Annotated in this window: 21 protein-coding genes; 12 read left to right on the top strand and 9 right to left on the bottom strand. The window is 71.2% G+C overall.

Translation table 11 applies throughout. The annotated features are described in order from the left end of the window. Positions 1-71 precede the first annotated feature (71 nt). On the top strand, positions 72-449 hold the full coding sequence (locus ACIOD2_RS20435; protein WP_400540038.1) for a hypothetical protein: 378 nt from the start codon (positions 72-74) through the stop codon (positions 447-449). A gap of 61 nt (positions 450-510) precedes the next feature. Here ACIOD2_RS20435 and ACIOD2_RS20430 read toward each other — a convergent pair whose 3' ends face one another. From ACIOD2_RS20430 to ACIOD2_RS20420, 3 genes are all read right to left on the bottom strand, one after another. Next, positions 511-993, bottom strand: a complete 483-nt coding sequence (locus tag ACIOD2_RS20430) for a DUF4231 domain-containing protein (RefSeq protein ID WP_400540036.1) — start codon at positions 991-993, stop codon at positions 511-513. Between the two features lie 229 nt (positions 994-1,222). After that, the gene (locus tag ACIOD2_RS20425) at positions 1,223-1,954 is read right to left on the bottom strand and encodes a hypothetical protein (RefSeq protein WP_400540034.1); all 732 of its coding nucleotides are present in this window, start codon (positions 1,952-1,954) and stop codon (positions 1,223-1,225) included. After that, the gene (locus ACIOD2_RS20420) at positions 1,954-3,684 is read right to left on the bottom strand and encodes a substrate-binding and VWA domain-containing protein (protein ID WP_400540032.1); all 1,731 of its coding nucleotides are present in this window, start codon (positions 3,682-3,684) and stop codon (positions 1,954-1,956) included. Before ACIOD2_RS20420 ends, ACIOD2_RS20425 begins: the two co-directional genes overlap by 1 nt. On the opposite strand from ACIOD2_RS20420, the gene ACIOD2_RS20415 reads away from it, so the two are divergent. Next, positions 3,569-3,850: a hypothetical protein gene (locus ACIOD2_RS20415; protein WP_400540448.1), complete on the top strand. Its 282-nt coding sequence runs from the start codon at positions 3,569-3,571 to the stop codon at positions 3,848-3,850. The two genes, ACIOD2_RS20420 and ACIOD2_RS20415, sit on opposite strands and share 116 nt — an antisense overlap. Here ACIOD2_RS20415 and ACIOD2_RS20410 read toward each other — a convergent pair. Beyond that, on the bottom strand, positions 3,840-5,012 hold the full coding sequence (locus tag ACIOD2_RS20410) for a homogentisate 1,2-dioxygenase (RefSeq protein WP_400540030.1): 1,173 nt from the start codon (positions 5,010-5,012) through the stop codon (positions 3,840-3,842). The two genes, ACIOD2_RS20415 and ACIOD2_RS20410, sit on opposite strands and share 11 nt — an antisense overlap. 85 nt (positions 5,013-5,097) lie before the next feature. On the opposite strand from ACIOD2_RS20410, the gene ACIOD2_RS20405 reads away from it, so the two are divergent. The 3 genes from ACIOD2_RS20405 (at position 5,098) to ACIOD2_RS20395 (ending at position 7,055) form a co-directional block, all read left to right on the top strand. Beyond that, positions 5,098-5,952: a hypothetical protein gene (locus ACIOD2_RS20405; RefSeq protein ID WP_400540433.1), complete on the top strand. Its 855-nt coding sequence runs from the start codon at positions 5,098-5,100 to the stop codon at positions 5,950-5,952. Then, entirely contained in the window at positions 5,949-6,590 is a 642-nt protein-coding gene (locus ACIOD2_RS20400; RefSeq protein ID WP_323325547.1) for a helix-turn-helix domain-containing protein, read from the top strand. The genes ACIOD2_RS20405 and ACIOD2_RS20400 overlap by 4 nt, the downstream gene beginning before the upstream one ends. 84 nt (positions 6,591-6,674) lie before the next feature. Next, positions 6,675-7,055: a DUF6188 family protein gene (locus ACIOD2_RS20395; RefSeq protein ID WP_400540027.1), complete on the top strand. Its 381-nt coding sequence runs from the start codon at positions 6,675-6,677 to the stop codon at positions 7,053-7,055. On the opposite strand, the gene ACIOD2_RS20390 is transcribed toward ACIOD2_RS20395, so the two are convergent. Both ACIOD2_RS20390 and ACIOD2_RS20385 read right to left on the bottom strand, forming a co-directional pair. Next, the gene (locus tag ACIOD2_RS20390) at positions 7,052-7,723 is read right to left on the bottom strand and encodes a DUF998 domain-containing protein (RefSeq protein WP_400540025.1); all 672 of its coding nucleotides are present in this window, start codon (positions 7,721-7,723) and stop codon (positions 7,052-7,054) included. The genes ACIOD2_RS20395 and ACIOD2_RS20390 overlap by 4 nt on opposite strands. Before the next feature lie 117 nt (positions 7,724-7,840). Further along, the gene (locus ACIOD2_RS20385) at positions 7,841-8,428 is read right to left on the bottom strand and encodes a TMEM165/GDT1 family protein (RefSeq protein WP_400540431.1); all 588 of its coding nucleotides are present in this window, start codon (positions 8,426-8,428) and stop codon (positions 7,841-7,843) included. Positions 8,429-8,615: 187 nt separating this feature from the next. On the opposite strand from ACIOD2_RS20385, the gene ACIOD2_RS20380 reads away from it, so the two are divergent. The 5 genes from ACIOD2_RS20380 (at position 8,616) to ACIOD2_RS20360 (ending at position 17,653) form a co-directional block, all read left to right on the top strand. Continuing rightward, positions 8,616-9,575 carry a S41 family peptidase gene (locus ACIOD2_RS20380; RefSeq protein WP_400540023.1) on the top strand — a complete coding sequence of 320 codons (960 nt, stop codon included), beginning with the start codon at positions 8,616-8,618 and terminating at the stop codon, positions 9,573-9,575. Between the two features lie 79 nt (positions 9,576-9,654). After that, positions 9,655-11,130, top strand: a complete 1,476-nt coding sequence (locus ACIOD2_RS20375; protein ID WP_400540021.1) for a cytochrome ubiquinol oxidase subunit I — start codon at positions 9,655-9,657, stop codon at positions 11,128-11,130. Between the two features lie 204 nt (positions 11,131-11,334). Continuing rightward, complete coding sequence (cydB, locus tag ACIOD2_RS20370; protein ID WP_400540019.1) at positions 11,335-12,342, top strand: cytochrome d ubiquinol oxidase subunit II; 1,008 nt, start codon at positions 11,335-11,337, stop codon at positions 12,340-12,342. Beyond that, on the top strand, positions 12,339-16,049 hold the full coding sequence (locus ACIOD2_RS20365; RefSeq protein ID WP_400540017.1) for an ATP-binding cassette domain-containing protein: 3,711 nt from the start codon (positions 12,339-12,341) through the stop codon (positions 16,047-16,049). Before cydB ends, ACIOD2_RS20365 begins: the two co-directional genes overlap by 4 nt. A gap of 452 nt (positions 16,050-16,501) precedes the next feature. Continuing rightward, complete coding sequence (locus tag ACIOD2_RS20360; RefSeq protein ID WP_400540430.1) at positions 16,502-17,653, top strand: histidine kinase; 1,152 nt, start codon at positions 16,502-16,504, stop codon at positions 17,651-17,653. A gap of 207 nt (positions 17,654-17,860) precedes the next feature. Here the strand turns inward: ACIOD2_RS20360 and ACIOD2_RS20355 are convergent, their stop codons facing one another. Next, the gene (locus ACIOD2_RS20355) at positions 17,861-18,487 is read right to left on the bottom strand and encodes a response regulator transcription factor (RefSeq protein ID WP_247059859.1); all 627 of its coding nucleotides are present in this window, start codon (positions 18,485-18,487) and stop codon (positions 17,861-17,863) included. 303 nt (positions 18,488-18,790) lie between these two features. On the opposite strand from ACIOD2_RS20355, the gene ACIOD2_RS20350 reads away from it, so the two are divergent. Together ACIOD2_RS20350 and ACIOD2_RS20345 are read left to right on the top strand one after the other, a co-directional pair. Beyond that, positions 18,791-19,285 (top strand): excalibur calcium-binding domain-containing protein, encoded by a 495-nt coding sequence (locus ACIOD2_RS20350; protein ID WP_400540015.1) that lies wholly within the window; start codon positions 18,791-18,793, stop codon positions 19,283-19,285. Then, on the top strand, positions 19,282-19,938 hold the full coding sequence (locus ACIOD2_RS20345; RefSeq protein ID WP_400540013.1) for a class F sortase: 657 nt from the start codon (positions 19,282-19,284) through the stop codon (positions 19,936-19,938). Before ACIOD2_RS20350 ends, ACIOD2_RS20345 begins: the two co-directional genes overlap by 4 nt. On the opposite strand, the gene ACIOD2_RS20340 is transcribed toward ACIOD2_RS20345, so the two are convergent. After that, on the bottom strand, positions 19,935-22,208 hold the full coding sequence (locus ACIOD2_RS20340) for a helicase-associated domain-containing protein (protein WP_400540011.1): 2,274 nt from the start codon (positions 22,206-22,208) through the stop codon (positions 19,935-19,937). The two genes, ACIOD2_RS20345 and ACIOD2_RS20340, sit on opposite strands and share 4 nt — an antisense overlap. A 14-nt stretch (positions 22,209-22,222) precedes the next feature. Then, the gene (locus ACIOD2_RS20335) at positions 22,223-23,005 is read right to left on the bottom strand and encodes a thermonuclease family protein (protein WP_400540009.1); all 783 of its coding nucleotides are present in this window, start codon (positions 23,003-23,005) and stop codon (positions 22,223-22,225) included. Positions 23,006-23,188: the final 183 nt, after the last annotated feature.

Raw genomic sequence — 23,188 nt, 5'->3', positions numbered from 1 at the left:
AGGCGCCCGCGGAGCAAACAACCACCGTGGCGGCGAGCCACAACCCGGCGTTGTGAACCTGGAGTCGGTCCGTGGACATCGATGCCGTGCGCACCTTCGCCGCCGCCGCGGACGCGGGCCGGTTCCAGGACGCCGCCGCCGACCGGTCGGTCACCCAGCAGGCCGCGGTGACGGCGAGGCGTTCCTGCCGCACGCTCGCGAACTGCTGCTGGTTCGACGCCGAGACCGCGGTCGCCGCGGTGCGGGACGGCTCGAACGACGCGTCCTTCCGCGCCGTCGTCGCCTTGTCCGGCGGCGTCGCATCGATGGCGGTACTGGACGAGCCGCTCCTGCTGCTGTGCGGCCCCGCGCACGTGCCGGCGACGGCGCCCGCGGTGACACCGGCGCAGCTGGCCGGGCACCGGATCTGGATGCCCGGCATCGTGCCGGGCACGGAGTGGGCGACCTGACCCGCACCCGGCGCTGGCCGCCCTCCGCACGCACCTGCGACCCGGCACGAGAGCGGCCGAGCTAGGTGATCTTCTCCCGGGCGTTGCCGTACGACAGGCGCAGCGCCACCCAGCCGTCACGCTCCCCGGCGCAGATTTCTTCGACGGTCTCCACCAGCACGGCCGCCGCGCCCGAGGCGGCGTAGTTGCCGTGACGGGCGGCGAAGAGCGCGACCTCCTTCTCGATCGCGTAGCGCGCTCGCGTCCGGCTGGTCCAGTTCTCCTTGTACCCGCCGAGCGCGCGAACCCCGTTGACCAGCACCGCAAGCGACCCGACGGCGGCGATGATCCGCGCGTCGATGGCGAAGGCCGCGAGCGCGGGAATCGTGGCGGTCACGACCAGGCTCGCCATCTCGACCACGGAGTGCCGCCGCCGCGCGGCCCACGACGACCGCTGGTACCGCCGCCACTCGGCCAGCACCGACGGCGGCACCGGCTCGTCGTCGACACCCTTCGCGTCCAGAACCCACTGACTCCGCGCGATCGTGCGCGACTCTGCCTTCATGGGAGGGAAGTTCACACCAGAGGGTGATCCGGTCAAGCAGCGGTCCACCGCTCGGCCGTGCGCACCAGAGTTGTCCACACCCGCCTTGCCTTGTGGACAACTCCTTCAGCCAGACCGATTCCCGGCCCCTTTGTCACCGGCCACCGATAAACTGGACCCGGGGTCGCCCCCCTGGGAGCGGCGGGGGATGTCTGGTTCCACTAGAGGCCCGCCCGCGGCAAAATCCTTGCTAGCCCAACGATCGACGCGTCGCCTGTTCCGTTTCCAGGACTCCCTGCCGGATTCCCTCCAGCTGGTCGCTCAGCTCGCGGACCGCGCCCGTGTCCACCGCGAAGTCCGTGGTCGCCGCCGTCAGTTCCGCGACCCGCGCCACCAGACTGTCCAGACCCAGCGCGCCTGACTGCAGCTGTGCCAGCAGCTTGTCCCGCGCTCCCGACAGCCGGGCGTGGACGTCAGCCTGCGCCTGCACCGCGCTCAACGCCGACTCGAGATCACCGCGGACGTCCTCGTGGGCCGACTTCAATTCCCCTTTCAGGCGGCGCTTTTCCCGCGCGACGGCCTCGAGATCGACGCGGGACAACGCCTTTCCCGTCGCCGATGCGCGGCCGGCCAGGCGTTGCAGGGTCGACAGTGTCTCCTGGACCACCGGTTCCATGTCGGCGACGCGGTCGGCGAGGGGGCCCGAGTCCAGGGAGTCGCTCAGCGAGCCGAACCCCTCGGCGGCGTGCTCCGCGCGTTGCAGCCAGTTGGCTTCGGCCGATCCCGGCGTGACGTCCAGGACCCGCGCTTCACGAGGTGGAGGCTCGCGAGTGGCGACCGCGACGCCGGCGCGGGCGGCCAGCACCGCGATACCCACGCCGAGTGCGGCGACCACCGGCAGCTGCACGGCCCACGCCACCCCGGCCGACGCGGCGCCGAGGAACAGCCCCCACGGTTCGGCGAGCTCACGAGCGAACTTCATCAGAAGTTCGAGATCACGGACGTGAAGACCTGGTTGATCGAGTCCGGTTTGGACGAATCGTATTCCGACCCCTCGGTCGACTCCGCGATCTGCTTCAGCACGTCCTGGTCGGCGTCGCCGCCGTAGGCGATGGTGAACAACCGGACCGTCTCCGCGTTGCCCTCGGGCCGCAGCTGCGGCAGCAGGTGATCGAGGTCGACGCCGCCGGAGTCCTCGTTGCGGCCGTCGGTCAGCACGACGACGGCGTTGATCGCCGTCGGGTCGACGTGCGCCTTCATGTACTCGTACGCGGCCAGCGACGAGTCGTACAGCCCGGTGCCGGCCTGCGGCGTGAGCCCGCTCAGCCGCGACGCGAGCGTCTCCTTGCCGCCCGTGCCGAGCGCCTGGACCGGCAGCAGCTCCTGGTAGTCCCGGTCGCCGTCGAGGTGGGTCGAGAACTGCCAGAGCCCGACCTGGTCCCGCGGCACGAACTGGCCGAGCGCGTCGATCGCGGCCTGCTTCGCCAGGTCGATCTTGCTCTTGCCGGTGCCCTTGACCTCGTCGCCCATCGAGCCCGAGACGTCCACGACCAGCAGCACGTTCGCCTTCTTGCGCAGCTCGGTCCAGGTGGTCAGCAGCTTCGACAGCACCGTTGGCGACGGCGGCTGCAGGAAGCTGATCTTCGCGTCCGGCTGCGCGCCGTTGGCCGTGGTCACCTGCGGGCCCGGCTTGCCGTCGAAGGACCGGAAGCCCAGCGCGGCGAACTTCTGCTGCGTCTCCGGCCCGCGCAGGTACCCGAGGAAGTCCGCGGCGATCTGCTTGCGCGTCTGGTCGGCCCAGTTCAGCGTGACGAACGGGTGGTCGGAGTTGAGCGTGCCGTCCGACGGGTAGATCGCGACGATCGGCACCTTCGGCGGCGCGTGCTGGCCGACCTTCGTGGGGTCGTTGGTCGGGTTGCCCTGGTTGTAGCCGATCAGCGAGCTCTCCTCGACGGTCACCGCCGAGATGTACGACAGCGCGGCACCCCGGTCGTCGGCCTTCTGCAGGTTCGTCAGGAAGGTCAGCGTGTTGTCGCCGTAGTGCACGATCGCCTGCTCGATGTTCGTGACGAACTGCTTCGCCTCGGGCTTCTCGAGCGCGGCGGCGGTGAGGTCCGACGACGTCCCGGTCGCGGCGTAGTACGCGCCGATCGTGGCGTTCAGGCCGGCCGTCGAGATGTTCGGGTTCGTCTTGCCCAGCCGGAACTTGCCCCACTCCGGGTGCCCGAACTTCGCCCAGCCGGCCGGGTCGGTGGCCAGTGACGCCAGGTCCTTCCAGCCGATCGGCTTCGCCGGCCAGCCGAGCGCCTCGGCCATCGGCTTCGGCATCGCGATCGTCAGCGGTGAGTTCGCGATCGACTCCAGGTTGCCGTCGGGCACGATCGAGCCGGTGTCGCCCTTGGCGTTGACGCGCAGCAGGTTGACCCAGCCGCTCGCGGCCGGTGTCCAGACGTCGGGGCGCGGGCCGTCGGTGGCTTCGTTCCAGCCGTTCGCCAGCGCCAGCATCGCGATGCCCGACGATTTCGACTTCACGATCACGTCCACACAATGTCCGGCGACCGACCGTCCGGAGTAGGCTTTTGCGGCTTCTTGGACGATGCCGACCTTTTCCGGGGACGACGCGACGTTCAGCGCAATCGCGTCGTCACCGGTGCACTTCGGAGCGTCAGCCTCGTCGGATCCGCTGGTCCAGGCCCGGATTCCGATGATCAACCCGGCCGCCACCACGATCGCGGCGATGAAAGGAGGAATTTTTCTTTTTCTTCGAGCAGGCTGGGAATTGATCATCGAAAATGCCCCCTCCGCCGACCGGAAAGTCCATTATCCGGCCGGCGGGGGAGCACTGGGGGCGCGTTGCCGAAACTTGACTATCCCTTAGGGCCGCGGCGCGACCACGTCCACGCGTAACCGGGGTCTTCGGACGCGTCGGCGGCCTCACCCAGGTCGAGCGGCGCGAAAGTGTCGACCATGACGGCGGTTTCGTCGAAGAACTCCGCACCGATCGACGCCTCCGCCGCGCCCGGCTGCGGGCCGTGCGTGAAGCCGGACGGGTGCAGCGACAGCGAGCCGACGCCGATCCCCGAGCCCTTGCGGGCCTCGTAGTTGCCGCGCACGTAGAACATCAGCTCGTCGGAGTCGACGTTCGCGTGGTTGTAGGGCACCGGGATCGAGTCCGCGTGGTAGTCGACCTTCCGCGGGCAGAAGGAGCAGACCACGAAGTTCGGGCCCTCGAACGTCTGGTGCACGGGCGGCGGCTGGTGCACACGGCCGGTGATGGGCTCGAAGTCGTCGATGTTGAACGCCCACGGGTACAGGCAGCCGTCCCAGCCGACGACGTCGAAGGGGTGCGTCGCGTACGTGTAGCGGGTCAGCCCGGCGCGGTGGCGCACGAGCACCTCGACGTCCTCGCCGTCGGCCAGCAGCGGCTCGGACGGCCCGCGGACGTCGCGCTCGCAGTACGGCGAGTGCTCCAGGAACTGGCCCTTCGCCGACAGGTAGCGCTTCGGCGGCCCGATGTGCCCGCGCGCCTCGAGGACGAAGAGACCGACCTCGCCGTGCGGGAGCACGCGGTAGGTGCACGACGTCGGGATGACGAGGTAGTCGCCGTCGCCGACCTCGAGGCTGCCATAGATCGTCTCGACGGTCGCGGAGCCGCCCTGGACGTAGAACAGCTCGTCGCCGGCCGCGTTGCGGTACAGCGGGCTGGGCGCGGTCGCCGTGACGAACCCGATGGTGACGTCGGCGTTGCCGAACAGCCGCCGCCGGTCGGTCACGGCGTCGGTGTCACCGCCGAACTTGAGGTCCTGGGTCTTGAACGCCCGCGGCTTGAGCGGGTGGTTCGGGGTGAGCGAGCCGCGGTCCTCCTCGACGGCGACGGCGTCGACGATCGCCGTCGGCAGTCCGCGGTGGTAGAGCAGCGCGGAGTCGGCGGAGAAGCCCTCGACGCCCATCAGCTCCTCGGCGTAGAGCCCGCCGTCCGGCTTCCGGAACGCGGTGTGCCGCTTGTGCGGGATTTCGCCTACTCGCCGGTAGTAAGGCATCGACGTCCCCTTCTGACGTGTCCGTTGTGCGAACGATTTTGTCCTCATGTCGTACGCTACTAGCGTGTCATTCGTGTCAAGCGCTGTGGAACTCACGCCCCCCGGCCCCCGTGGGATTCCTCCCCTGTTCGCGAGGCTCGTCGACGACTCGGCGCTGTTCCCTCCGGGCGATGCGGCCATGCCCGAAGCCCTGCGCGCGCATTTCGCGAGCCGGGAGTCCGAACACGCAGGTGTACTGGGGGTTTTTCTCTGTCAGGCGTCCCGGCTGCCGGAGCTGATCACCGAGTTGATCAAAATCAAGCCGAAGCAGCCGCTGCCGCTTTCCTTGATCATCGACACCGGTCTCGGCGGGGTGCCGAAGGCGATCTCCATCGTCGAGTCGCGCAGTGAGCTGCTCGCGCTGCGGATGGTCGAGATGCCCGCGCCGTCGGACGTCGACGAGGTGTGGCTGGAGCGCGTCTCGGAGTTCGTCCCCGAGGACGTCATCCGGGTCGTCGAGCCGCGGCGCGGCGTCGGCTGGCTCGACGGCGTCCGCAAGGTGATCGAGCACGGGAGCTGGCCCAAGATCCGCTGCGGCGGCAAGGCGGGTGAGAACTTCCCGAGCGTCGACGAGGTGGCGGACTTCCTGGCCGTCGTCAGCGGGTCCAGCGGCGCGTCCTTCAAGGCGACGAACAGCCTGCACCGCGCCGTCCGGCACGCGGACCCGGGCACCGGGTTCGTGCACCACGGCTTCCTCAACCTGCTGGTGGCCTCCGCCCGCAGCCTCTCCGGCGGTGACGTCCGGGCGGCGCTGGAGGAGACCGACGGCCAGGTGCTGGCCGACGAGGCCCGCGCGCTGTCCGAGCCCGCCGCGAAGGCCGTTCGCGAGCTCTTCGCGTCGTACGCGGCGGCGTCGTTCGACGAGCCGGTCGCCGACATGGGCGAACTCGGCTTGCTGTGACCAGCCGGGAGGGGTCGCTGACGCTCGACCGGGGCCTGGCGCTGCTGCAGGCAGTGGCCGACGCCGGCGGCGACGCCGCGACCATCTCCGAGCTCGCCGTGGCCATCGGGGCCAGCCGGGCGGCCGTCTACCGGCTGCTCGTGCCGCTCTCGGAGCGCGGGCTGGTCTGGCGCGACGGCACCAAGGTCCGGCTCGGCGTCGGCCTGCTCCGGCTGGCCGGGCAGGTCCTGCCACAGCTGCGCGACGCCGCCGGGCCGGTGCTGCGCGAGCTGGCCGAGAAGGTCGGCGCGACCGCGCACCTGTCGGTCGCGCAGGGGCCGCAAGCGCTTGCGGTGGCCGTCGTGGAGCCGTCCTGGACGAGCTTCCACGTCGCCTACCGGGTCGGCAGCCGCCACGCGCTGAACTCGGGCGCGGCCGGCAAGGCGATGACCCTGCGCCCCGGCGGCGACGGCTGGGTGACCTCGTCGGGCGAGCTGGAAGCGGGCGCCTCCGGCGTCGCCGCGCCGGTCCGCGGGGTGCCCGGGCTGCGCGCGAGCGTCGGCGTCGTCTCCCTCGAACCCCTCAAGTCCGCCGAGGTGGGGCCGCAGGTGGTGGCTGCGGCCGCTCGGCTGACCGAGGTGCTCCGAACGGACGCGTAGTTGGCGCACCGGCGCCGGGATGTGATCTCGTGGTCGCCGGAGGCGGCCCGCCGGAGAGCCGCCGTGACCCGGTCCGGGGGTGCGGTGAAGGTTCCCGAAGAACTCGTCGGCTGCGCGGTCCGCCGGACCGCGTTCGACTTCCAGGTGCGCCTCGAACTCGTCGACCAGCCGGTGGGCGAGGACGCCAGGGTCGACGCCGAACTCGTCGTCGAGACGTCGTTCCGGGTGCGGGACGCCGAGGGCCGCTGCCACGACCTGACCCCGGCGACCGGGCCCGCGCTCGCGCCGGTGCTCGCCCTGTTCGGCCGCACCGTGACCGCGGTGCGGCTGCGCTCCGGCAGCCTCGTGCTGACGTTCGACGACGGCGCCGAGCTGTCCGCGTGGCCGGATCCGGCGTACGAGTCGTGGTGGCTGACCGGGCACGGCGTCGAGCCGATCCTGGTCGGGCCGGGTCAGGCGAACTAACGCCGGGAGACGGCCACCAGCGGCCGGACCATGGTCAGCAACAACGCGACGTCGACGGTGAACAGCAGCCGCTCGAACAGGCCGAGCGTGATGTCCTGCTGGGCGGGCCCGATGACGAGCGTGCAGACGAAGCCGGCGAGCACGATGCCGATGCTGGCGAAGCTCGCCGTGGCGAGCCGCCGGATCGTGGTGCGGCGCGGCTCCCACGGGCAGCGGTCGCGGCCGCGGCGGGTCAGCACGAACGCGGCGGCGGGCAGCGCGACGAACGCCGTCAGCGCGGCGATGTTGTGCACCTGTCCGGACAGCGAACGCGCCTGCCCGTCCGGATCGACGGGCACGAGCCCGCACACCAGCAGGCCGGCCGACCAGACGCCGATCAGCACGCAGACGGCCGTGGTGCCCGGGCGGTGCGCCTTGGCGATGCCGGTGAGCAGCGCGACCGAGCCGAGCGACAGCGCCAGGCACATCGCGCTGAACAGCGGCGCGGCCGAGGAGCTGCCGAGCTTGCCGTAGACGTACTCCGAGAGCGTCTGCCAGATGGGGCTGACCTGGCCGGAGAGGCGCAGGTGCAGGTCGATCGAGATGGCCACGGCCAGGCCGATGCACCCGAGCGCGAGTCGCCCGTGCACGGGCGAGACGGCGTGGGTCAACGGCTTCGGCGAGGTCACCTGCGGTTCTCCTGGCTCCGGGGACATGGAGAAGGGCAAGGTGGTGTTCACCTTGCCCTCACCCATTCGTTCCCGAAAGGTTACCGCGTGATCCTGTGAAGGGCCTGTACGCCCGGCTCAGAAAGCCAGCTGGAGCAGGGCGAAAGCCGCGAACCCGGCGAACAGGAACCCGGCGATCCGCTGGATCAGCTTCGGGTTGATCCGGTTGCGGATCTTGCCGCCGATGAACACCGCGAGCCCGGCGACCACGACGAGCGCGGCGAACGAGCCGACGCCGACCGCGAGGGGGTTGCCGATCCGGGCGGTGAGGCTCGCCGTCGCGAGCTGGGAGGCGTCACCCCACTCGGCGGCGAAGAGCACACCGAAGGACGTCAGCGCGGAGCGTGCGAAGGACGCTGGCGAGGGGCCCGTGCGCGAAGCGTCTTCGCCGGCTTCGTCCGCGTCGCTGAATCCTTCGCGAAGGAGCATGAAAGCGCCGAGACCGAACATCGTCGCGACGACCAGGGAAAGCACCAGGTCCGGCAGGAGAGTCAGCACACTGCCGAACGCGACCGCGATGACGCATTGCACGGCGAACGCGGCGCACACCCCGGCGAAAACCGGCCCACCTCGGAAACGGGTGGTCAGCACCAAGGTCGCGACCAGCGTCTTGTCCGGCAGCTCCACGGCGAGGACCAGGCCGAACGCGCTGATCAACGCCACCATCGCGGTAGTCATGAGTATTCTTTCGCCCCTTTCACTTCAACGATAAAGGGGACATTCAGAAGGAGGCAAGCTGATGGCTTGCGCGAAATTGCTGAATCGGCGGCCATGAATTTGCCTTCCAGGGAAGTCGCACAATTTTCTTCGGCATGCCGAATTTTCGGTTGTGGGCTGCGGTAGGTTGCTCACCATGGGGTCTGAGGAGCGCGCTGCGCAGGTCAACGAGGTCATCCGCCGGCTGGAAGGGCACTACATCTTCCCGGACGTGGCGGCGAAGCTGGCGGAGGTGCTTCGCGGACGTCTCGGCGAAGGCGCGTACGCGGAGCTGAGCGACGCCGAGTTCGCGACGGCCGTCACAGAGGACCTCCAGTCGGTGAACGGCGACAAGCACCTGCGGCTGCGGCACCACGCCGACCCGGTCGCCGAAGACGGCGACGCGGCCGTCGACTCCGAAGCCTTCCGGCTCGAGGCCGAGCTGGAGGCCTTCGGCATCGCGTCCGTCCAGCGGCTCGCGGGCAACGTCGGCTACCTCGACACGACGCTGCTCTACCCGGCCGAGCTGTCCGGGCCCGCGATCTCGGCCGCGATGACGCTGGTGGCGCCCACCGACGCGTTGCTGCTCGACGTGCGCCGCAACCGCGGCGGCACCCCCGGCACGAGCGCGCTGCTGCAGAGCTACCTGGTCGACGAGCAGGTTCACTACCTCGACATCTACGAGCGCGAAGGCGAAAAGACGACCCAGATGTGGACGCTGCCGTACGTGCCGGGCGCGAAGTTCGGCGGCACCAAGCCGATCTGGGTCCTCACCGGCCCGCGCACGTTCTCCGGCGGCGAGGACCTCGCGTTCTCCCTGCAGCAGCAGGGCCGCGCGAAGACCGTCGGCGAGGCCAGCCGCGGCGGCGCGCACCCGCGTGAGCAGTACAAGGTGGACACCTACCTCGACGTGACCGTCTCGATCGCGCGCTCGCTGCACCCGGAGACGGGGGAGAACTGGGAGGGCGTCGGCGTCCGGCCGGACATCCCGGTCGACGCGGAGAAGGCGTTCGACACGGCGTACGCGCTGGCCCTGAAGCACGTGCTCGAGCTCGGCGACGCCGGCCCGCGGCGCGCCGTCGCCGACGAGGCCCGGCAGGCACTCGACCGGTTGTAGTCACCCAGGACGTTGGTCCTGGGCACATCGGGACCAGTTGAACTGGTCGCGCTCCCGGGTCCGGAGCACGCTGAGCTACGTGGAGGTCCTAGAGCTAGCGCGGTGGCAGTTCGGCATCACCACCGTCTACCACTTCCTGATGGTCCCGCTGACCATCGGGTTGTCGATCCTGGTCGCGGCGATGCAGACCCGCTGGGTCCGCACCGGCGAGCTGCGGCACCTGCGGATGACCAAGTTCTGGGGCAAGCTGCTGCTGGTCAACTTCGCCATGGGCGTCGTGACCGGCATCGTGCAGGAGTTCCAGTTCGGGATGACGTGGAGCGCGTACTCCCGCTTCGTCGGCGACGTCTTCGGCGCGCCGCTCGCCATGGAAGGGCTCGTCGCGTTCTTCGTCGAGTCGACGTTCCTCGGCCTGTGGATCTTCGGCTGGGACCGGCTGCCGAAGAAGGTCCACCTGGCGTGCGCCTGGGCGTTTTCGCTGGCCACGATGGCTTCGGCCTACTTCATCCTGGCCGCGAACTCGTGGATGCAGCACCCGGTCGGCGTCACGTTCGAGAACGGCAAGCCGACGATGAACTCGATCCGGGCGGTGCTGACGAACAACACGGCGCTGGCCGCGATTCCGCACACGCTGGCCGGCGCGTTCTCGGTGGCGGCGGCGTTCCTGGTCGGCATCGCCGGCTGGCACCTGTGGCGCCGCGGCGACCACCAGGACGTCTGGCGCACGTCGCTGCGCCTGGGCGGCTGGGTCGGCATCGCCGCGTTCGCCGTCCTGGCGATCACCGGTGACACCCAGGGCAAGCTGATGTTCGAGCAGCAGCCGATGAAGATGGCGTCGGCGGAAGCGCTGTGCCACACGGAACAGCCGGCGAGCTTCTCGATCATCGCGATCGGCGACGTCGCGGGGTCGAACTGCGAGGACGTCAAGACGTTCAACGTGCCCGCGCTGCTGTCGTTCCTGGCGCACAACGACTTCAAGACCGAGGTCAAGGGCGTCGAGGACCTGATCGGGGAGTACCAGGCCAAGTACGGCACGAACTACCCGGACGACCCGGACCTGGGATCGCTCGCGGGAAAGCCGATCGACTACGTGCCGAACCTCCCGGTGACGTACTGGGGCTTCCGCATGATGATCGGCTTCGGCGCGGTTTCGGCGGGCATCGGGCTGCTGGCGCTGTGGCTGACCCGCCGCGACCGCATCCCGACGGGCCGCTGGTTCCCGCTTCTGGTGCTGGCCGGTGTCGCGACCCCGTTCCTGGGCAACAGCGCGGGCTGGATCTTCACGGAGATGGGCCGTCAACCGTTCGTGGTTGCGCCCAACCCGTCGGGGGTCGACGGCGTCTGGATGTTCACCGCCCGCGCCGTCTCCCACCTGTCGACGGGCGAGGTCTGGACGTCACTCATCGCGCTGACCACGGTGTACGCGGCCCTCGGCGTGGTGGAGCTGTACCTGATGCGCAAGTACATCCGCGGCGGCGTCGACGCGGTGATGCCCCCGCCGAAACCCACGGACGACGACAACGAACCGGGCGACACGCTCGCGTTCGCCTACTGAGGTGGCCACCATGAGCACACCCGCCCGCAACGCAGCCCCCACCCGTCCCGGGGGGCGGCCCCGAACCCAGCGTATCGGCTTGGTCACTCTCGCGGGTTACCCACAGCAAATCTGTGGACAACTCGACCACTTGTGGATAACTCAGGGCCACCGAGGCCCGGCCGAAGGCAAATGTCGGGCCGGCGTGGTAGCGGGAGGCGTGCGATGACCCTCGCGATCGTCTGGTTCTGCGTCATCGCCTTCTTCTGGGCCGGCTACCTCTTCCTCGAAGGCTTCGACTTCGGCGTTGGCATGCTGCTGCCGTTCCTCGCGCGCGACAACACCGAACGCCGCGTCATGGTCAACACCATCGGACCCGTCTGGGACGGCAACGAGGTCTGGGTGATCGTCGCCGGCGGCGCGATGTTCGCCGCCTTCCCCGGCTGGTACGCCAGCCTCTTTTCCGCCGCCTACCTGCCGCTTCTCCTCCTGCTGCTCGCCCTCATCGGCCGCGGCGTCGCCTTCGAGTACCGCGGCAAGGTCGACTCCGACCGCTGGCGCCGCACCTGGGACCGCGTGATCATGATCGGCTCGTGGATCCCGCCGCTCGGCGTCGGACTGGTCCTCGCGACGAGCGTTCTCGGCCTGCCTCTCGACGCCGAAGGCAACCGGGTCGGCTCCGCGTTCGCAGCGTTCCGCTGGGACACCCTGCTCGGCGCGGTCGCCATCGCCGCCTTCTCGATCACCCACGGCGCCGCGTTCCTCGCCCTCAAAACCACCGGTGACCTGCGGGAACGCGCACGTCACCTGGCGCTGCGGCTGCTGCCGTTCGCGATGGTGCCGATCGTCGCGTTCCTGGCGGTCGTCCAATGGCGCGGAGGCACGCTCTGGACGCTGCTCGCGTTCGGCGTCGCCGCCGTCGCGGCGGCGGTCGCCTGGTTCCGGCTGCGCGCCGACCGCGACGGGCAGGCCTTCGCCGCGCTCGGGGTCATGATCGCCGCGGCCGCCGTCACGATGTTCGGCTCGCTCTACCCGAACGTCCTGCCGTCGACGCTCGACGCGGCCAACACGCTGACCATCGCCGACACGGCGTCGAGCCCGTACACGCTGACGGTGATGACCTGGGTCGCCGTCTTCGGCGCCCCCGCCGTGCTGATCTACCAGGGCTGGACGTACTGGGTGTTCCGCAAGCGCATCGGCACCCAGCACATCCCGGCGGTCCACGCACCATGACGCAGCTTCCCGGTCGCGCTCCTCTTCTCGCCTCGGAGTCCACAGTGGACTCGGTGCGGCCGGGAAAGGGCCCGCTCGGCGCATTGCCGGCCCTTGTGCCGGCCGTGCGCCGAGCGCTGGCCCTGGTGGGGTTCCTGTCGTTCCTCAACGCCGCCGCCCTGGTGGCACAGGCATTCCTGCTCGCCGACGTCCTCGCGGCGATCGTCGGAGCAGGTTCCGGGGGACGCACCGCCCAGCTGGTCGCGCTGCTCGCGCTCGTCGCGACGCGCGCGAGCACCGGCTGGGCGGTGCGCACGGTCTCGGCTCGCGCGGCCGCGACAGCGCAACGCGAACTGCGCGCGAAAGCCGTCGACCACGCCCTGCGCCTCGGCCCCGAATGGATCGCCCGGCGCGGCCACGGCGAGCTGACCGCGCTGACGACCCGTGGCCTCGACGCGCTCGACGCGTACTTCCGCGAGTACCTGCCCGCGCTGGTGACGGCGGCCGTCGTGCCGCTCGGTGCCGGCGCGGCGATCCTGTTCGCCGACTGGCCGTCCGGCGTGATCGTCGCGCTGACCGTGCCGCTGCTGCCGATGTTCGCGATCCTGGTCGGCAAGTACACCGCCGGTCGCGTCGCCGGCGCCACCGACGCGACGCACCGGATGTCCGAGCGGCTCCTCGAACTGGTGCGCGTGCTGCCGGTGCTGACCGCGTTCCGCCGCGCGGCCGCACAGGCCGAGACGGTCCGGAAGCTCTCCGAACGCCACCGCCGCGCGACGATCAAGACGTTGAAGGTCGCCTTCTCCTCGGCGTTCGTGCTCGAACTGATCGCGACGCTGTCGGTCGCGCTGGTGGCGGTCGTGATCGGCGTCCGGCTCGCGGGCGGGCACCTGCCGCTGGCCATCGGATTGGGCGTGCTGATCCTCGCGCCGGAGTGCTACCAGCCGCTGCGCGCGGTTGGCGCGGCGTTCCACTCCAGCGAGGACGGCGTCGAAGCGGTCCGTCGTGTTGCCGACCTGCTGGCGGTGCCCGCGCCGTCCGCCGGTAGCGCGCTCGTTGATGGCCGTGACCTGCGGGTTTCTTCGCTGCGGGTGGCGCGTCGCGGCGGATTCGCACCGGACGGCGAGACGTTCACGGTCCGCCCGGGCGAGACGGTCTGGCTCCGCGCGCCCAGCGGCGGCGGCAAGTCGACGACGCTCTCGGCGCTCCTCGGTTTTGTCCCCGCGCACGACGGAAGCATCACCGTCGGCACGACGGACCTCGCCGACGCCGACCTCGCGCGCTGGCGGGAGCAGGTCGCCTGGGTGCCGCAGTCGCCGGTCTTCACCGGCGGCACGGTCCGCGACGAAGTGGGCTCGGACGCCGTGCTGGGGGAACTCGGCCTGGCCGGGCTCGCGGACCGCCCGGTGGCGAAGCTTTCGCTGGGGCAGCAACAGCGCGTCGCCGTCGCGCGGGCGTTGCTCCGCGTGCGCGACGGCGCGTGGCTGCTCCTGCTCGACGAGCCGACCGCCCACCTCGACCAGGCCAGCGCGCGTCTCGTGCTCGACGCGGTGCAGCGCGCCGTCGACAACGGAGCCGCGGCGGTGATCGCGGCCCACGAACGCACCGCGGCGGTCGATATGTCGACTTCTGCGCCGGACTCTTCGGAGCTGTCCACAGTAGACGTTGCCGCACCGCCGCTGCCCTGGCGCGCCCTCCTCGACGGGCGGCTCTTCGGCGGCGCCTTCCTGGGAGCGGTGGCGCTGCTCGCCGGGGTCGCGCTGACCGCGACGTCCGGCTGGCTCATCGCCAAGGCGTCCCAGCAGCCGCCGATCCTGACGTTGACGGTCGCGGTCGTCGGCGTCCGCGCGTTCGGCCTGAGCCGCGCCGGCCTCCGGTACGCCGAACGCCTCGTCACGCACGACGCGGCGTTCCGCATCGCCGGCCGCCTCCGCGAGCGGCTGTGGAATTCCCTGGTCCGCCTCGGGCCCGCGCGGAGCCTGCGCGCGGGCGAGGGACAGCGACGCCTGGTCGCCGACGTCGACACGGTGCGCGACCTGCTGCCCCGGGTGGTGACACCGCCGCTGGTGATCGCGCTGGTCGCGGCCGGTGCGATCGCCGTCCAGGCATGGGTACTGCCCGCGGCGGGCTGGACCCTCGCGACGGCGGTGGCCCTCGGGTTGTGCGCGCCTTTGGTCGCACTGCGAGCCGAGCGCCGGGCGACATCGGCACTGGCCACCGGCCGACGCGACGTCGCCGCCCGGGTCCTGGTCCTCTTCGAAGCGGCGGCTGAACTGCTGGCGTTCGGCCGGGCAGCGGAACATCGCCGTGCCCTCGCGGAGGCGGACACCGGGTTGGCGACACAGGCACGCCGCCAGGCATACGGAGCAGGCGCGGCGGAGGCCTTGGTGACACTGGTCTGTGGGGCGGCGGCTGTGGTGAGCACGGCCTTCGCAGCCCAGGCGGTGACAGCGGGACGGCTCGACCCGGTGCTGGCGCCACTGCTGGCGTTGGTGCCGCTGGCGCTGGCGGAGGTGCTGGCGACGCTGCCGCCGGTGGCCCAGCACTGGGACACGTTGAAGCAGGCGCGCCACCGCCTGGCCGAGTCCCCGCCCGACGAGAGCGCAGAAGCGGAGTCGACGGCCACCGCATCACGACCGGCCGACTTTGAAGGTGCCGCCGGGTCCCTGGCCGAACTGGCAGCCGAAGGGTCAGGCCGTTCGGCCGAGCGACGACTGGCTGCCGGTCGGCCTCGGGTCGAGTTGGCAACTGAAGGGGCAGGCCGTTCCGCCGAGCGGCGACTGGCTGTCAGCCGGCCTCGGGTCGAGTTGGCAGCCGAAGGGGCAGGCCGTTCCGCCGAGCGGCGACTGGCTGCCGGTCGTCCTCGGGTCGAGTTGGCAGCCGAAGGGGCAGGCCGCGCTGCCGAGCGGCGACCGGCTGTCAGTCGGCCTCGGGTCGAGTTGACGGCCGAGGGGTCCGGCCGGTCGAGCGAGCGACGATCGGCTGAGTTGGATGGTGCCGCGGGCTCTCTGGTCGGGTCGACCGCTGCGGGCGCGCGCCGGCCCGCCGAGCAACCACCGGCTCGGGTCGAGTTCGCGGGATCTTCGGCTGACCTGGCGACTGCCGCCGAACGGCCGTCCGTCGAGCTGCGCGGTGCCGACCTCGGGTGGCCGGAGGGGCCCGTCGTGCTGCGCGGGGTCGACGTGACCCTGGCGCCCGGGACCTACGCCGCCGTTGTCGGGCCCAGTGGGGCCGGTAAGTCGACTCTGGTTGCCGCGCTTCTCGGCTTTCTCGCGCCTCGGCAAGGCGTGGTCAGCGTGCCCGAGGACGTTGCGTGGGCGCCGCAGGAGCCGATGCTTGCCGCGACCACCGTCGGGGAGAACCTTCGGCTGGCGCGGCCGGCCGCGACCGAAGAGCAGCTGCGCGAAGCGTTGCACCAGGCGGTACTCGACGACGTCGAGCCCGGGACGATGCTCGGCAGCGGGGGCAGCGGGCTTTCCGGTGGGCAGGCGCAGCGCGTCGCACTGGCGCGCGCCCTGCTCGGGGCGCCGTCGGCCGGGCTGGTGCTGCTCGACGAGCCCACCGCGCACCTCGACGAGCCGACCGCGTGCGCCGTGCGGGCGCGGCTGCGGGAGGCGCTCGCGGGGCGAACCGTCGTGCACGTGACGCACCGGGCCGACGAGGCCGAGGGCGCGGACGTCGTCCTCGAGGTCCGCGACGGACGAGTCCTCACGCGAGTGCCGGTGTGATCGATTCCCGCTGTGTCCTTGCCGCGCCGCCGCCGCGCCGCGCGATAATGACGGAACTCATGGATCCGACGCTTGCCGCGCGGGCGCTGTCCGCCGCCACCGAAATCACCAGCACCGCCCTGTCCGGCGACGACCCGGGCGCGGTGCTGGACACCGTCGTCGCGCGCGCGGCCGAACTCGCCGACGCCGACCTGGGCCTGGCCATGGTCAGCGCCGACGACGGCCGCGTGGTCGTCGAGGCCGCGCACTACGCCGCCGCGCACCCGGCCGCCGCTCCGATCGCCGACGAGGTCGGTGCTCTGGACTCCTCCGCCAACGAGCCGCTCGCCATCCCCGGCGCCGTACCGGCCCCGGACGCCGACGGCGACGACCGAACCTCGGTGGCCGACGGCGGAACTGCCGCAAGCACGAGTGCCGATGGCGGCACTGTGAACTCGGCGGCCGACGGCGGCATCGCGAGCCCGGGGGCCGATGGCCGAAGTGCCGGGAACCCGGGGTCCGATGGCGGCATCGCGAATACGGCCGCTGAAGAGGGCACCGCGAACACGGCAGCCGACATCAGCGCCGTGAACCCAGGGGTCGATGGCCGAAGCGCCGCGAACCCAGGAACCGACGGCGGCGCCACGAACCCGGCAGGCGATGGCGGCGCTTCCAACTCCGGCTCCGGCGAGTCGCTGCGGGGACTCTCCCTCCCCGCGGACTCCGCTGCCGGGCGGGTGGCTCGGGGTGGTGAGCCCATCGCCAGCGATGACTTCACCGTCGATCCGCGGACCGCGCCCTTCGTACCCGTCGAGCTTCATGGGTATGGGCCCTTTGCCGCCGCGCCGTTCGGGTCCGGGGGGCGGGTGCTGGGGGCGCTCACCGTCTACCGGAAGCGGGGGCGGGAGCCGTTCTCCGCCGGAACCGTCGAGATGCTCGTGGCCTTCGCCGCGCAAGCTGGGGTGGTGCTCGCGCTTGCCGAGGGCGCCAACGCTCGTCACCGTGTCGCGCTCTACGAGGAGCGGGAGCGGATCGCCCGGGAGCTTCACGATGTCATCGTTCAGCGGCTCTACGGCGCCGGGATGCAGCTCGACCGGGTTCGGCGCAACATGCGCAAGCGGTTCGCCCAGGCCGACGGTGCTCGGCTTTCCGACGCGATCGACCAGCTCGACCAGACCATCGAGGAGATCCGCGGGACCGTGCGCGCGCTTCGGTCACCGGAGCCTCGCCACGACACCGGCACGCCCGCCGACCTCGCGGAGTCGGCGCGCGGCGAGGTCCGCATCGCGGGGGAGCTGCTCGGTTACCCGCCGACCCTGGAGCTGTCCGGTGAGTTCGCCGACGTCCCCGCCGAACGGGCCGACCACATCCGGGCCGCCCTGCGCGAAGCACTGTCCAATGTGGTCAGACACTCCGGCGCGAGCGAAACCCGCGTCACCCTGACCAGGGACTCGCACGGCGTCAAACTCCGCGTCCGGGACAACGGTTCCGGTGTCCCCCAAGGTGTCGCCACCCGTGGCCTGCGCCATCTCGCCGAACGCGCGGACGCCGCGGGCGGGAAGTTCTTCCTGAACTCCTCACCCAGCCTCGGCACGCTCGTCGCGTTCGACCTGCCACTCGACTGAACCATCCGACTGACTGACTCGCCCTCACCCTTCTCGGGTCATCCAAGCCTCCTTCCCACGTCCTCGGGAAGGATCTTACCGAATTCTCGAACATATATTCGACTCACGTTCGAGTGAATCCAGGGCGCGCGAAACCCCGGTCTGCATGGCTGACGGTGACAGGGCCCTGAAAAGGACCCAGCGAACGGCGGCTTGCGGACAGTCCGGTTACTTTTCGCGGCGCGCGACCCAGGCGGCGGCCTGCGTCCGGCGCTGCATGCCGAGCTTCGCCAGCACGGACGTCACGTAGTTCTTGACCGTCTTCTCGGCGAGGAAGAGCCGCTCCGCGATCTCGCGGTTGGACAGGCCCTGGCCGATCAGCTCGAGCACGTCGCGTTCGCGCTCGGTCAGCGCGGCCAGCTCGTCCGTCGGCGGGTGGCGCATCTTGTCCAGCACCCGCGCGGTGCTCACCGGGTCCAGCAGCGACCGGCCGGCCGCGACCTCGCGCACCGCGTTCACCACGTCCTGGCCGCGCACCTGCTTCAGCAGGTAGCCCGCGGCGCCGGCCATGATCGCGCCGACCATCGCCTCCTCGTCGTCGAACGCGGTGAGCATCAGGCACGCCGGCGGGTTCGGCTTGGAACGCAGTTCGCGGCAGAGCGTGATGCCGTCGCCGTCGCCGAGGCGGACGTCGACCACCGCGACCTCCGGCTCGACGTGCATCGCGACCGCCAAGGCCTCTTCGACGCTGCCCGCTTCGGCGACGACCTCGATGTCGGGCTCGTCGCCGAGGAGATCACGGAGCCCGCGGCGGACCAGTTCGTGGTCGTCGACGAGCAGTACCTGGATCGGCATACCCACAGGTTACGTGGTGTGTGGGGAATTCGCCCGAAGAGGTGACGAAGATCGTCCGGCATTCCGACCGGTACGTATTACAACGAATTTCCGGACAGGCAATACAGCTGGTCAACGTGGTTCGATCACCGCGCCGGGGAAGAATCACGAGGCGCCGAGATTCTTGTTGGGTGCTGGCGTTTCCGGGAGATCGTGCGAATTTTCGGAAACGTCCGTAACAGCACTGGCGGCGCCGCGATATTAACCACACATCGCGGCGCCAGTGCCGTGTTCGCCTCCGATTCTTCCCCGGAAGGACTTCCGTTGTCCTTATTTCGTCGTGCCCTGACGACGGCCGCAGCCGTCGCCGGGCTCGCTCTCCTCGGCCCCGTCTCCCTCGCCTCCGCGCAGCTCGCGACGCCCCTCGCGGTCGGCGACGTCGACTGCGGGAACTTCCAGTACCAGGAGGAGGCGCAGGCAGTCCTCGACGCGACGCCGGGTGACCCCAACAACCTGGACTCCGACAAGGACGGCATCGCCTGCGAGACCCTGCCGCACCGCCCGGTCCAGAACACCACGACGCCGACGACGGCCCACCAGCCGTCGACGTCGACGAAGACCCACACCGCCCCGAAGTCGACGACCACCAAGAAGGCCACGACGGGTGGCCAGGTCAAGGTCAAGCCGGTCGGTGGCGTCGCCACCGGCGGTGGCGAGCCCGACCAGGGCGCCCCCGGCTTCCTCGTGCTCAGCGGTGCGGTGCTCGCCGCGGCGACGTCCGGTGGCATGGTGCTCTACCTGCGCCGGCGCGCGAGTTGAGGCGGCCGCACCCACCGCTGTGGCCGGCGATCGCGGCGGTCGCCGCCGCGCTCGGCGTGGTCGTGGTCGTGGCACTCGTCCTGGCCTTCTCGCCGCATGAGACGAACGAGGTCGCGCCGCCGCCGCCGTCCACCTCCTTCACGAACGCCGCGGGGAGCGCCGGCACCACGACCACCCCGCCGCACGGCGGGCTCCCGGCGGCGAAACCGGCGTCCCTGACCATCCCGGCGATCGGGGTGCGCGCGGAGTCGATCGCCGACCTCGGGCTCACCCCGGGCGGTGAGCTGGAGGTCCCGCCCGACGCGACGACCGTCGGCTGGTTCACCGGCGCGCCCTCGCCCGGCGAGGTCGGGCCGGCGGTGCTGGCCGCGCACGTCGACTACAAGCACGTGCCTGGCGCGTTCACGAAGCTCAAGGACCTGCGTTCCGGCGAGCAGGTCCGGGTCGGCCGCTCCGACGGCCGGACGGCGGTCTTCACCGTCTACCGCGTCGACCGCTACGCCAAGGCCGATTTCCCCACGGACGAGGTGTACGGCGACACCGCGGAGCCCGAGCTGCGGCTCATCACCTGCGGCGGCGCGTTCGACCGGTCCAGCGGGAACTACCTCGACAACGTCGTGGCCTTCGCGAAGCTCACCGCCGTCGAGGCCTAAGCCAGGTCGATGCGCGCCAGCTCGAGCCTGCGGTACCCGTGGTCTTCCAGCGACCAGACGTCGAGCACGGCGCCGTCCAGCTCCGGGTACGCGACGACCAGGTGCGCGGGCTCGGCACCGTCCGCCCGGTAGACGACGTCCACCGGGATCCCGGCTTCGAGCTGCCAGCAGAGCTGCTGCTGCTTCGGCGTGAGCCGCCCCGCGTAGCGGTCGCTCATCGCCCGCGCGAGCTGCCCGCGTTGCAGGTTCGGGCCGGTCGGCGGGGCCGCCAGCAGCCGGTCCGCGTGGTCCAGCGGGTCGAACGGCCGGTCGGTGGCCTCCGGCGGATCGCCGATGGTGACCTTCGGCTCGGCCTGCTCACGGGACGGCAGCACGATGCTCCCGTCGCCGGTGTGGTGGGTCGGCGCGTAACCGGCGTCACGCAACGCATCGAGCGTGCCGGAAGCGTCCACAGTGGACGTAAGAACGGTCGGCGCCACCGCACGCAGGCCGAGTTTCGCGAGCTTGCGGTGCGCGGCGAGCTCGGTGAGCACGGCCGGTTCGCCGACGACGACGCTCGCGACGTCCAGCACCTGCGCCTCGCCGTGGCGCCGCGCGACGTCGTTCACCAGGTACACCAGCGGTTGCGGCAGCTCGCCGGAGGCGATCCCGCCCAGCTCGCCGAGCAGCTCGGCGGCGGTCACGCCCTGGTCGAAGGCCCGCCGGACGGTCGAGGGCGAGAACCGCCAGCTGGTCGCCGTGCCCTGGGTCTCGCGGTCGGCGGCGCGGTCCAGCAGCGTCGCGAGCCGCGCGTCGGGGGAGCCGGGGACGATCGCGGTCAAGTCGGTGCCGAACAACGCCGTCGTGCGGGCGCGCGAAACCAGCTCTTCGGTGACTTCCACCAGCTTTTCCGGGGCGAGCAAGGCGCGCCCGGCGGCCGTGACGGCGCCGTGCGCGAAGACGCCCATCAGCTCGCCTTCGACGAGCGCGACGGCCACCTGTCCGGCGAATTCGTCGGTCACCAGCATCGGCGCGTGCCACGTGGCCAGCTCCGTCACCGCGTCCGCGCCGGTGATCCCGGTGCCCGGCTCGAGCCGCGCCAGCAGCCGGACGACCAACTGCCGCACCTGCGTGTCGGTGTCCGGACGCACGGGCTCCCACCAGGTCGTCAGCAGCAGGCGGTGCAGCAACGCGGGTGCGGGGCGGACGACATCCGGATCCGGCTCGAGTGTGGGCGGGGCCGCCTTCTGGCCGCGCCGCGGCGGGTCGGGTTCCTGGACCAGCAACAGCCCCGTCTGCACGGCGAGGTCGATGGCCAGCTCGATCTCTTCGGCGGTGCCACCGGTGTCCTTGGCCACCTTCTTGATCAGCCGCGACCCGATCGTGCCGTCCTTGAGCAGCGGAAACGGCTCCGCGGCGGCGAGTTCGAGGATCGCCGAGACGCGGTCGAGCAGCCGCAGCGCGGCGGCCGACGACGAGGCTTCGGCCGATTCGGTGCCCACGTGCGTTCGCGGGCATTCGGGCTCCGACGGCGTGAACGACAGCTGGTGCTCCGGCCCGCGCAGGGCCAGCGACACCTCGACGGCCATCGCGGCGCTGCCGTAGTACGTCCCGAACAGGAGCCCGTGTTCGAACGCCCAGGCCTCCGGGGTGCCCGGCAGCGGTGTCACGGCGTTGATCTCGGGAACGCCCTCGGCCATGTCCCGCAACAGTTTCCGCACCGGTTCCGGCGCGGTGCCGGCGAGCTCGCGCAGGCCGTCGGCGTCCCGGAAGAACCGCACGAGCCCGAGCAGCAGCTCCGCTCGCCGTCCGTCGGCCGGCAACCCGACGGCCCGTGACAGCTGCGCGAGCCGCGTCGTGCCGAGCTCGCCGAGCAGGTCCGCGGCCGGCTGGCCGAGGCCGTCGGGGCGGAAGTTCCTCGTGTGCAGCAGTTCCGGCAGCGTGACGCCGCCGGGCTCGCGCCAGGCCAGCACCCGTTCTTCGAGATCGTCCACAAAGGACTCGACGACGTCGGGTTCCGCGCCGAGCAGCCGGCAGACCTCGGCGACCGGCGTCGGCCGCAACCCCAGCGCGTGACACAGCTGGAGGGCCCGCAGCACCTGCGCGTGCGGCGTCGTCAACCCGAGCAGGGCCGCGTTCACCGAGGCGGCCGACGCCAGCCGCGTGGCGACGACGTCCAGCCGCCGCGGCCACGGCTCCTCGAGCACGTCCGGCCGGTGGGCCAGCACCGTCGCCAGGCCCTGCCGGTCGAGGCCCGCGAGCCGGCTGAGCAGTCCGTCGGCGGTGGTCATCGGCCCAGGCTAGATCACCGTTCGCAGGCGACGCCGTCGCCGTCGCGGTCGAGCGCCGCCCGGTACCCGGGCTCGCCGCGGTGCAGCGGCGCGGCGCCGGCGGCCTTGGCCGCGCTGCAGTTCTTGTAGTACGCGGCGGAATCCTGTTCCGGGGCCGGTGCTTCCTCGTTGGTTTCCACAGGTGCCGGCTTCGGGGGCGCGGCCTTGGTCGCCGGCGCGGGCGGCTGCGGCGTGGGTGTCGGGGTCGGCGCCGGGACGTCGATGGCGCCGTTGCACGGCGGCGCCCACAGGCCGCTGACGGCCTGCCGTGCCGTGGTTTCGGCGGCGGCGAGCGCCGGGGCCGCGGCACTAGTCGCGTACTTGAGATAACCGTTTTGGATGGCGAGAGCCGCGTAATCCTGCCCGCCGGCCAGTGTCACGGCGACGCCGTCCACCGTTTCCGCGCCGAGCTGGACGGTTTTCCCGTAAAGGGTCGACGTGGCCCAGGCCAGCGATTCGACCGCGTAACAACCGGTCGTCGTGACGGGGGCGACGACGCCGAGCACGCGGACCGTTTTCCGGGTGCCGTCACTGCCGTTCACCACAACGTTCGCGCCGTCCGTGACGGTCCCGATCGTGTAGGTCACGGCGACCGGCGTCGGGGTCGGCGTCGCGCTGGTCGTGCTGGTGGGAACCGTGCTCGGCGGTGTGGCGGCCGCGAGCTTCGGCTCGGGCGCCTTCCCGAAGACGGCGCCGAGCACGAACAGGACGCCGAAAGCGGCCAGGACGATCTTCAGCCAATTCGGTAGGCGCTTCATGCCGGTTTCCCTCGTTCCTCGAACGCGACGTGCCGACGGTGTACTCGGGAAATCTCCCGCCGTTGTTACGCGGTGGGCCGTGATCGACCACCAGTCGTTATCCGGCGGAATGTCACCGTCACGATCACGTCACGAACATCGTTTCCGCCGCGAAAATGCGTCACAAACGCCGGTGGGGAAACG

The sequence above is a fragment of the Amycolatopsis sp. NPDC088138 genome, from assembly GCF_044741685.1.
GTDB lineage: Bacteria > Actinomycetota > Actinomycetes > Mycobacteriales > Pseudonocardiaceae > Amycolatopsis.
Note: the sequence above shows the minus strand (reverse complement) of the source record. Positions and strands in the feature narration are given on the sequence as shown.

Excerpts from the sequence above, each read along its gene's own strand:
- cydB (WP_400540019.1), top strand. The coding sequence starts at position 11,335 with ATGACCCTCGCGATCGTCTGGTTCTGCGTCATCGCCTTCTTCTGGGCC.
- ACIOD2_RS20410 (WP_400540030.1), bottom strand. The coding sequence starts at position 5,012 with ATGCCTTACTACCGGCGAGTAGGCGAAATCCCGCACAAGCGGCACACC.
- ACIOD2_RS20385 (WP_400540431.1), bottom strand. The coding sequence starts at position 8,428 with ATGGTGGCGTTGATCAGCGCGTTCGGCCTGGTCCTCGCCGTGGAGCTG.
- ACIOD2_RS20365 (WP_400540017.1), top strand. The coding sequence starts at position 12,339 with ATGACGCAGCTTCCCGGTCGCGCTCCTCTTCTCGCCTCGGAGTCCACA.
- ACIOD2_RS20430 (WP_400540036.1), bottom strand. The coding sequence starts at position 993 with ATGAAGGCAGAGTCGCGCACGATCGCGCGGAGTCAGTGGGTTCTGGAC.
- ACIOD2_RS20355 (WP_247059859.1), bottom strand. The coding sequence starts at position 18,487 with ATGCCGATCCAGGTACTGCTCGTCGACGACCACGAACTGGTCCGCCGC.
- ACIOD2_RS20415 (WP_400540448.1), top strand. The coding sequence starts at position 3,569 with ATGCCGACCTTTTCCGGGGACGACGCGACGTTCAGCGCAATCGCGTCG.
- ACIOD2_RS20425 (WP_400540034.1), bottom strand. The coding sequence starts at position 1,954 with ATGAAGTTCGCTCGTGAGCTCGCCGAACCGTGGGGGCTGTTCCTCGGC.
- ACIOD2_RS20340 (WP_400540011.1), bottom strand. The coding sequence starts at position 22,208 with ATGACCACCGCCGACGGACTGCTCAGCCGGCTCGCGGGCCTCGACCGG.
- ACIOD2_RS20335 (WP_400540009.1), bottom strand. The coding sequence starts at position 23,005 with ATGAAGCGCCTACCGAATTGGCTGAAGATCGTCCTGGCCGCTTTCGGC.
- ACIOD2_RS20380 (WP_400540023.1), top strand. The coding sequence starts at position 8,616 with ATGGGGTCTGAGGAGCGCGCTGCGCAGGTCAACGAGGTCATCCGCCGG.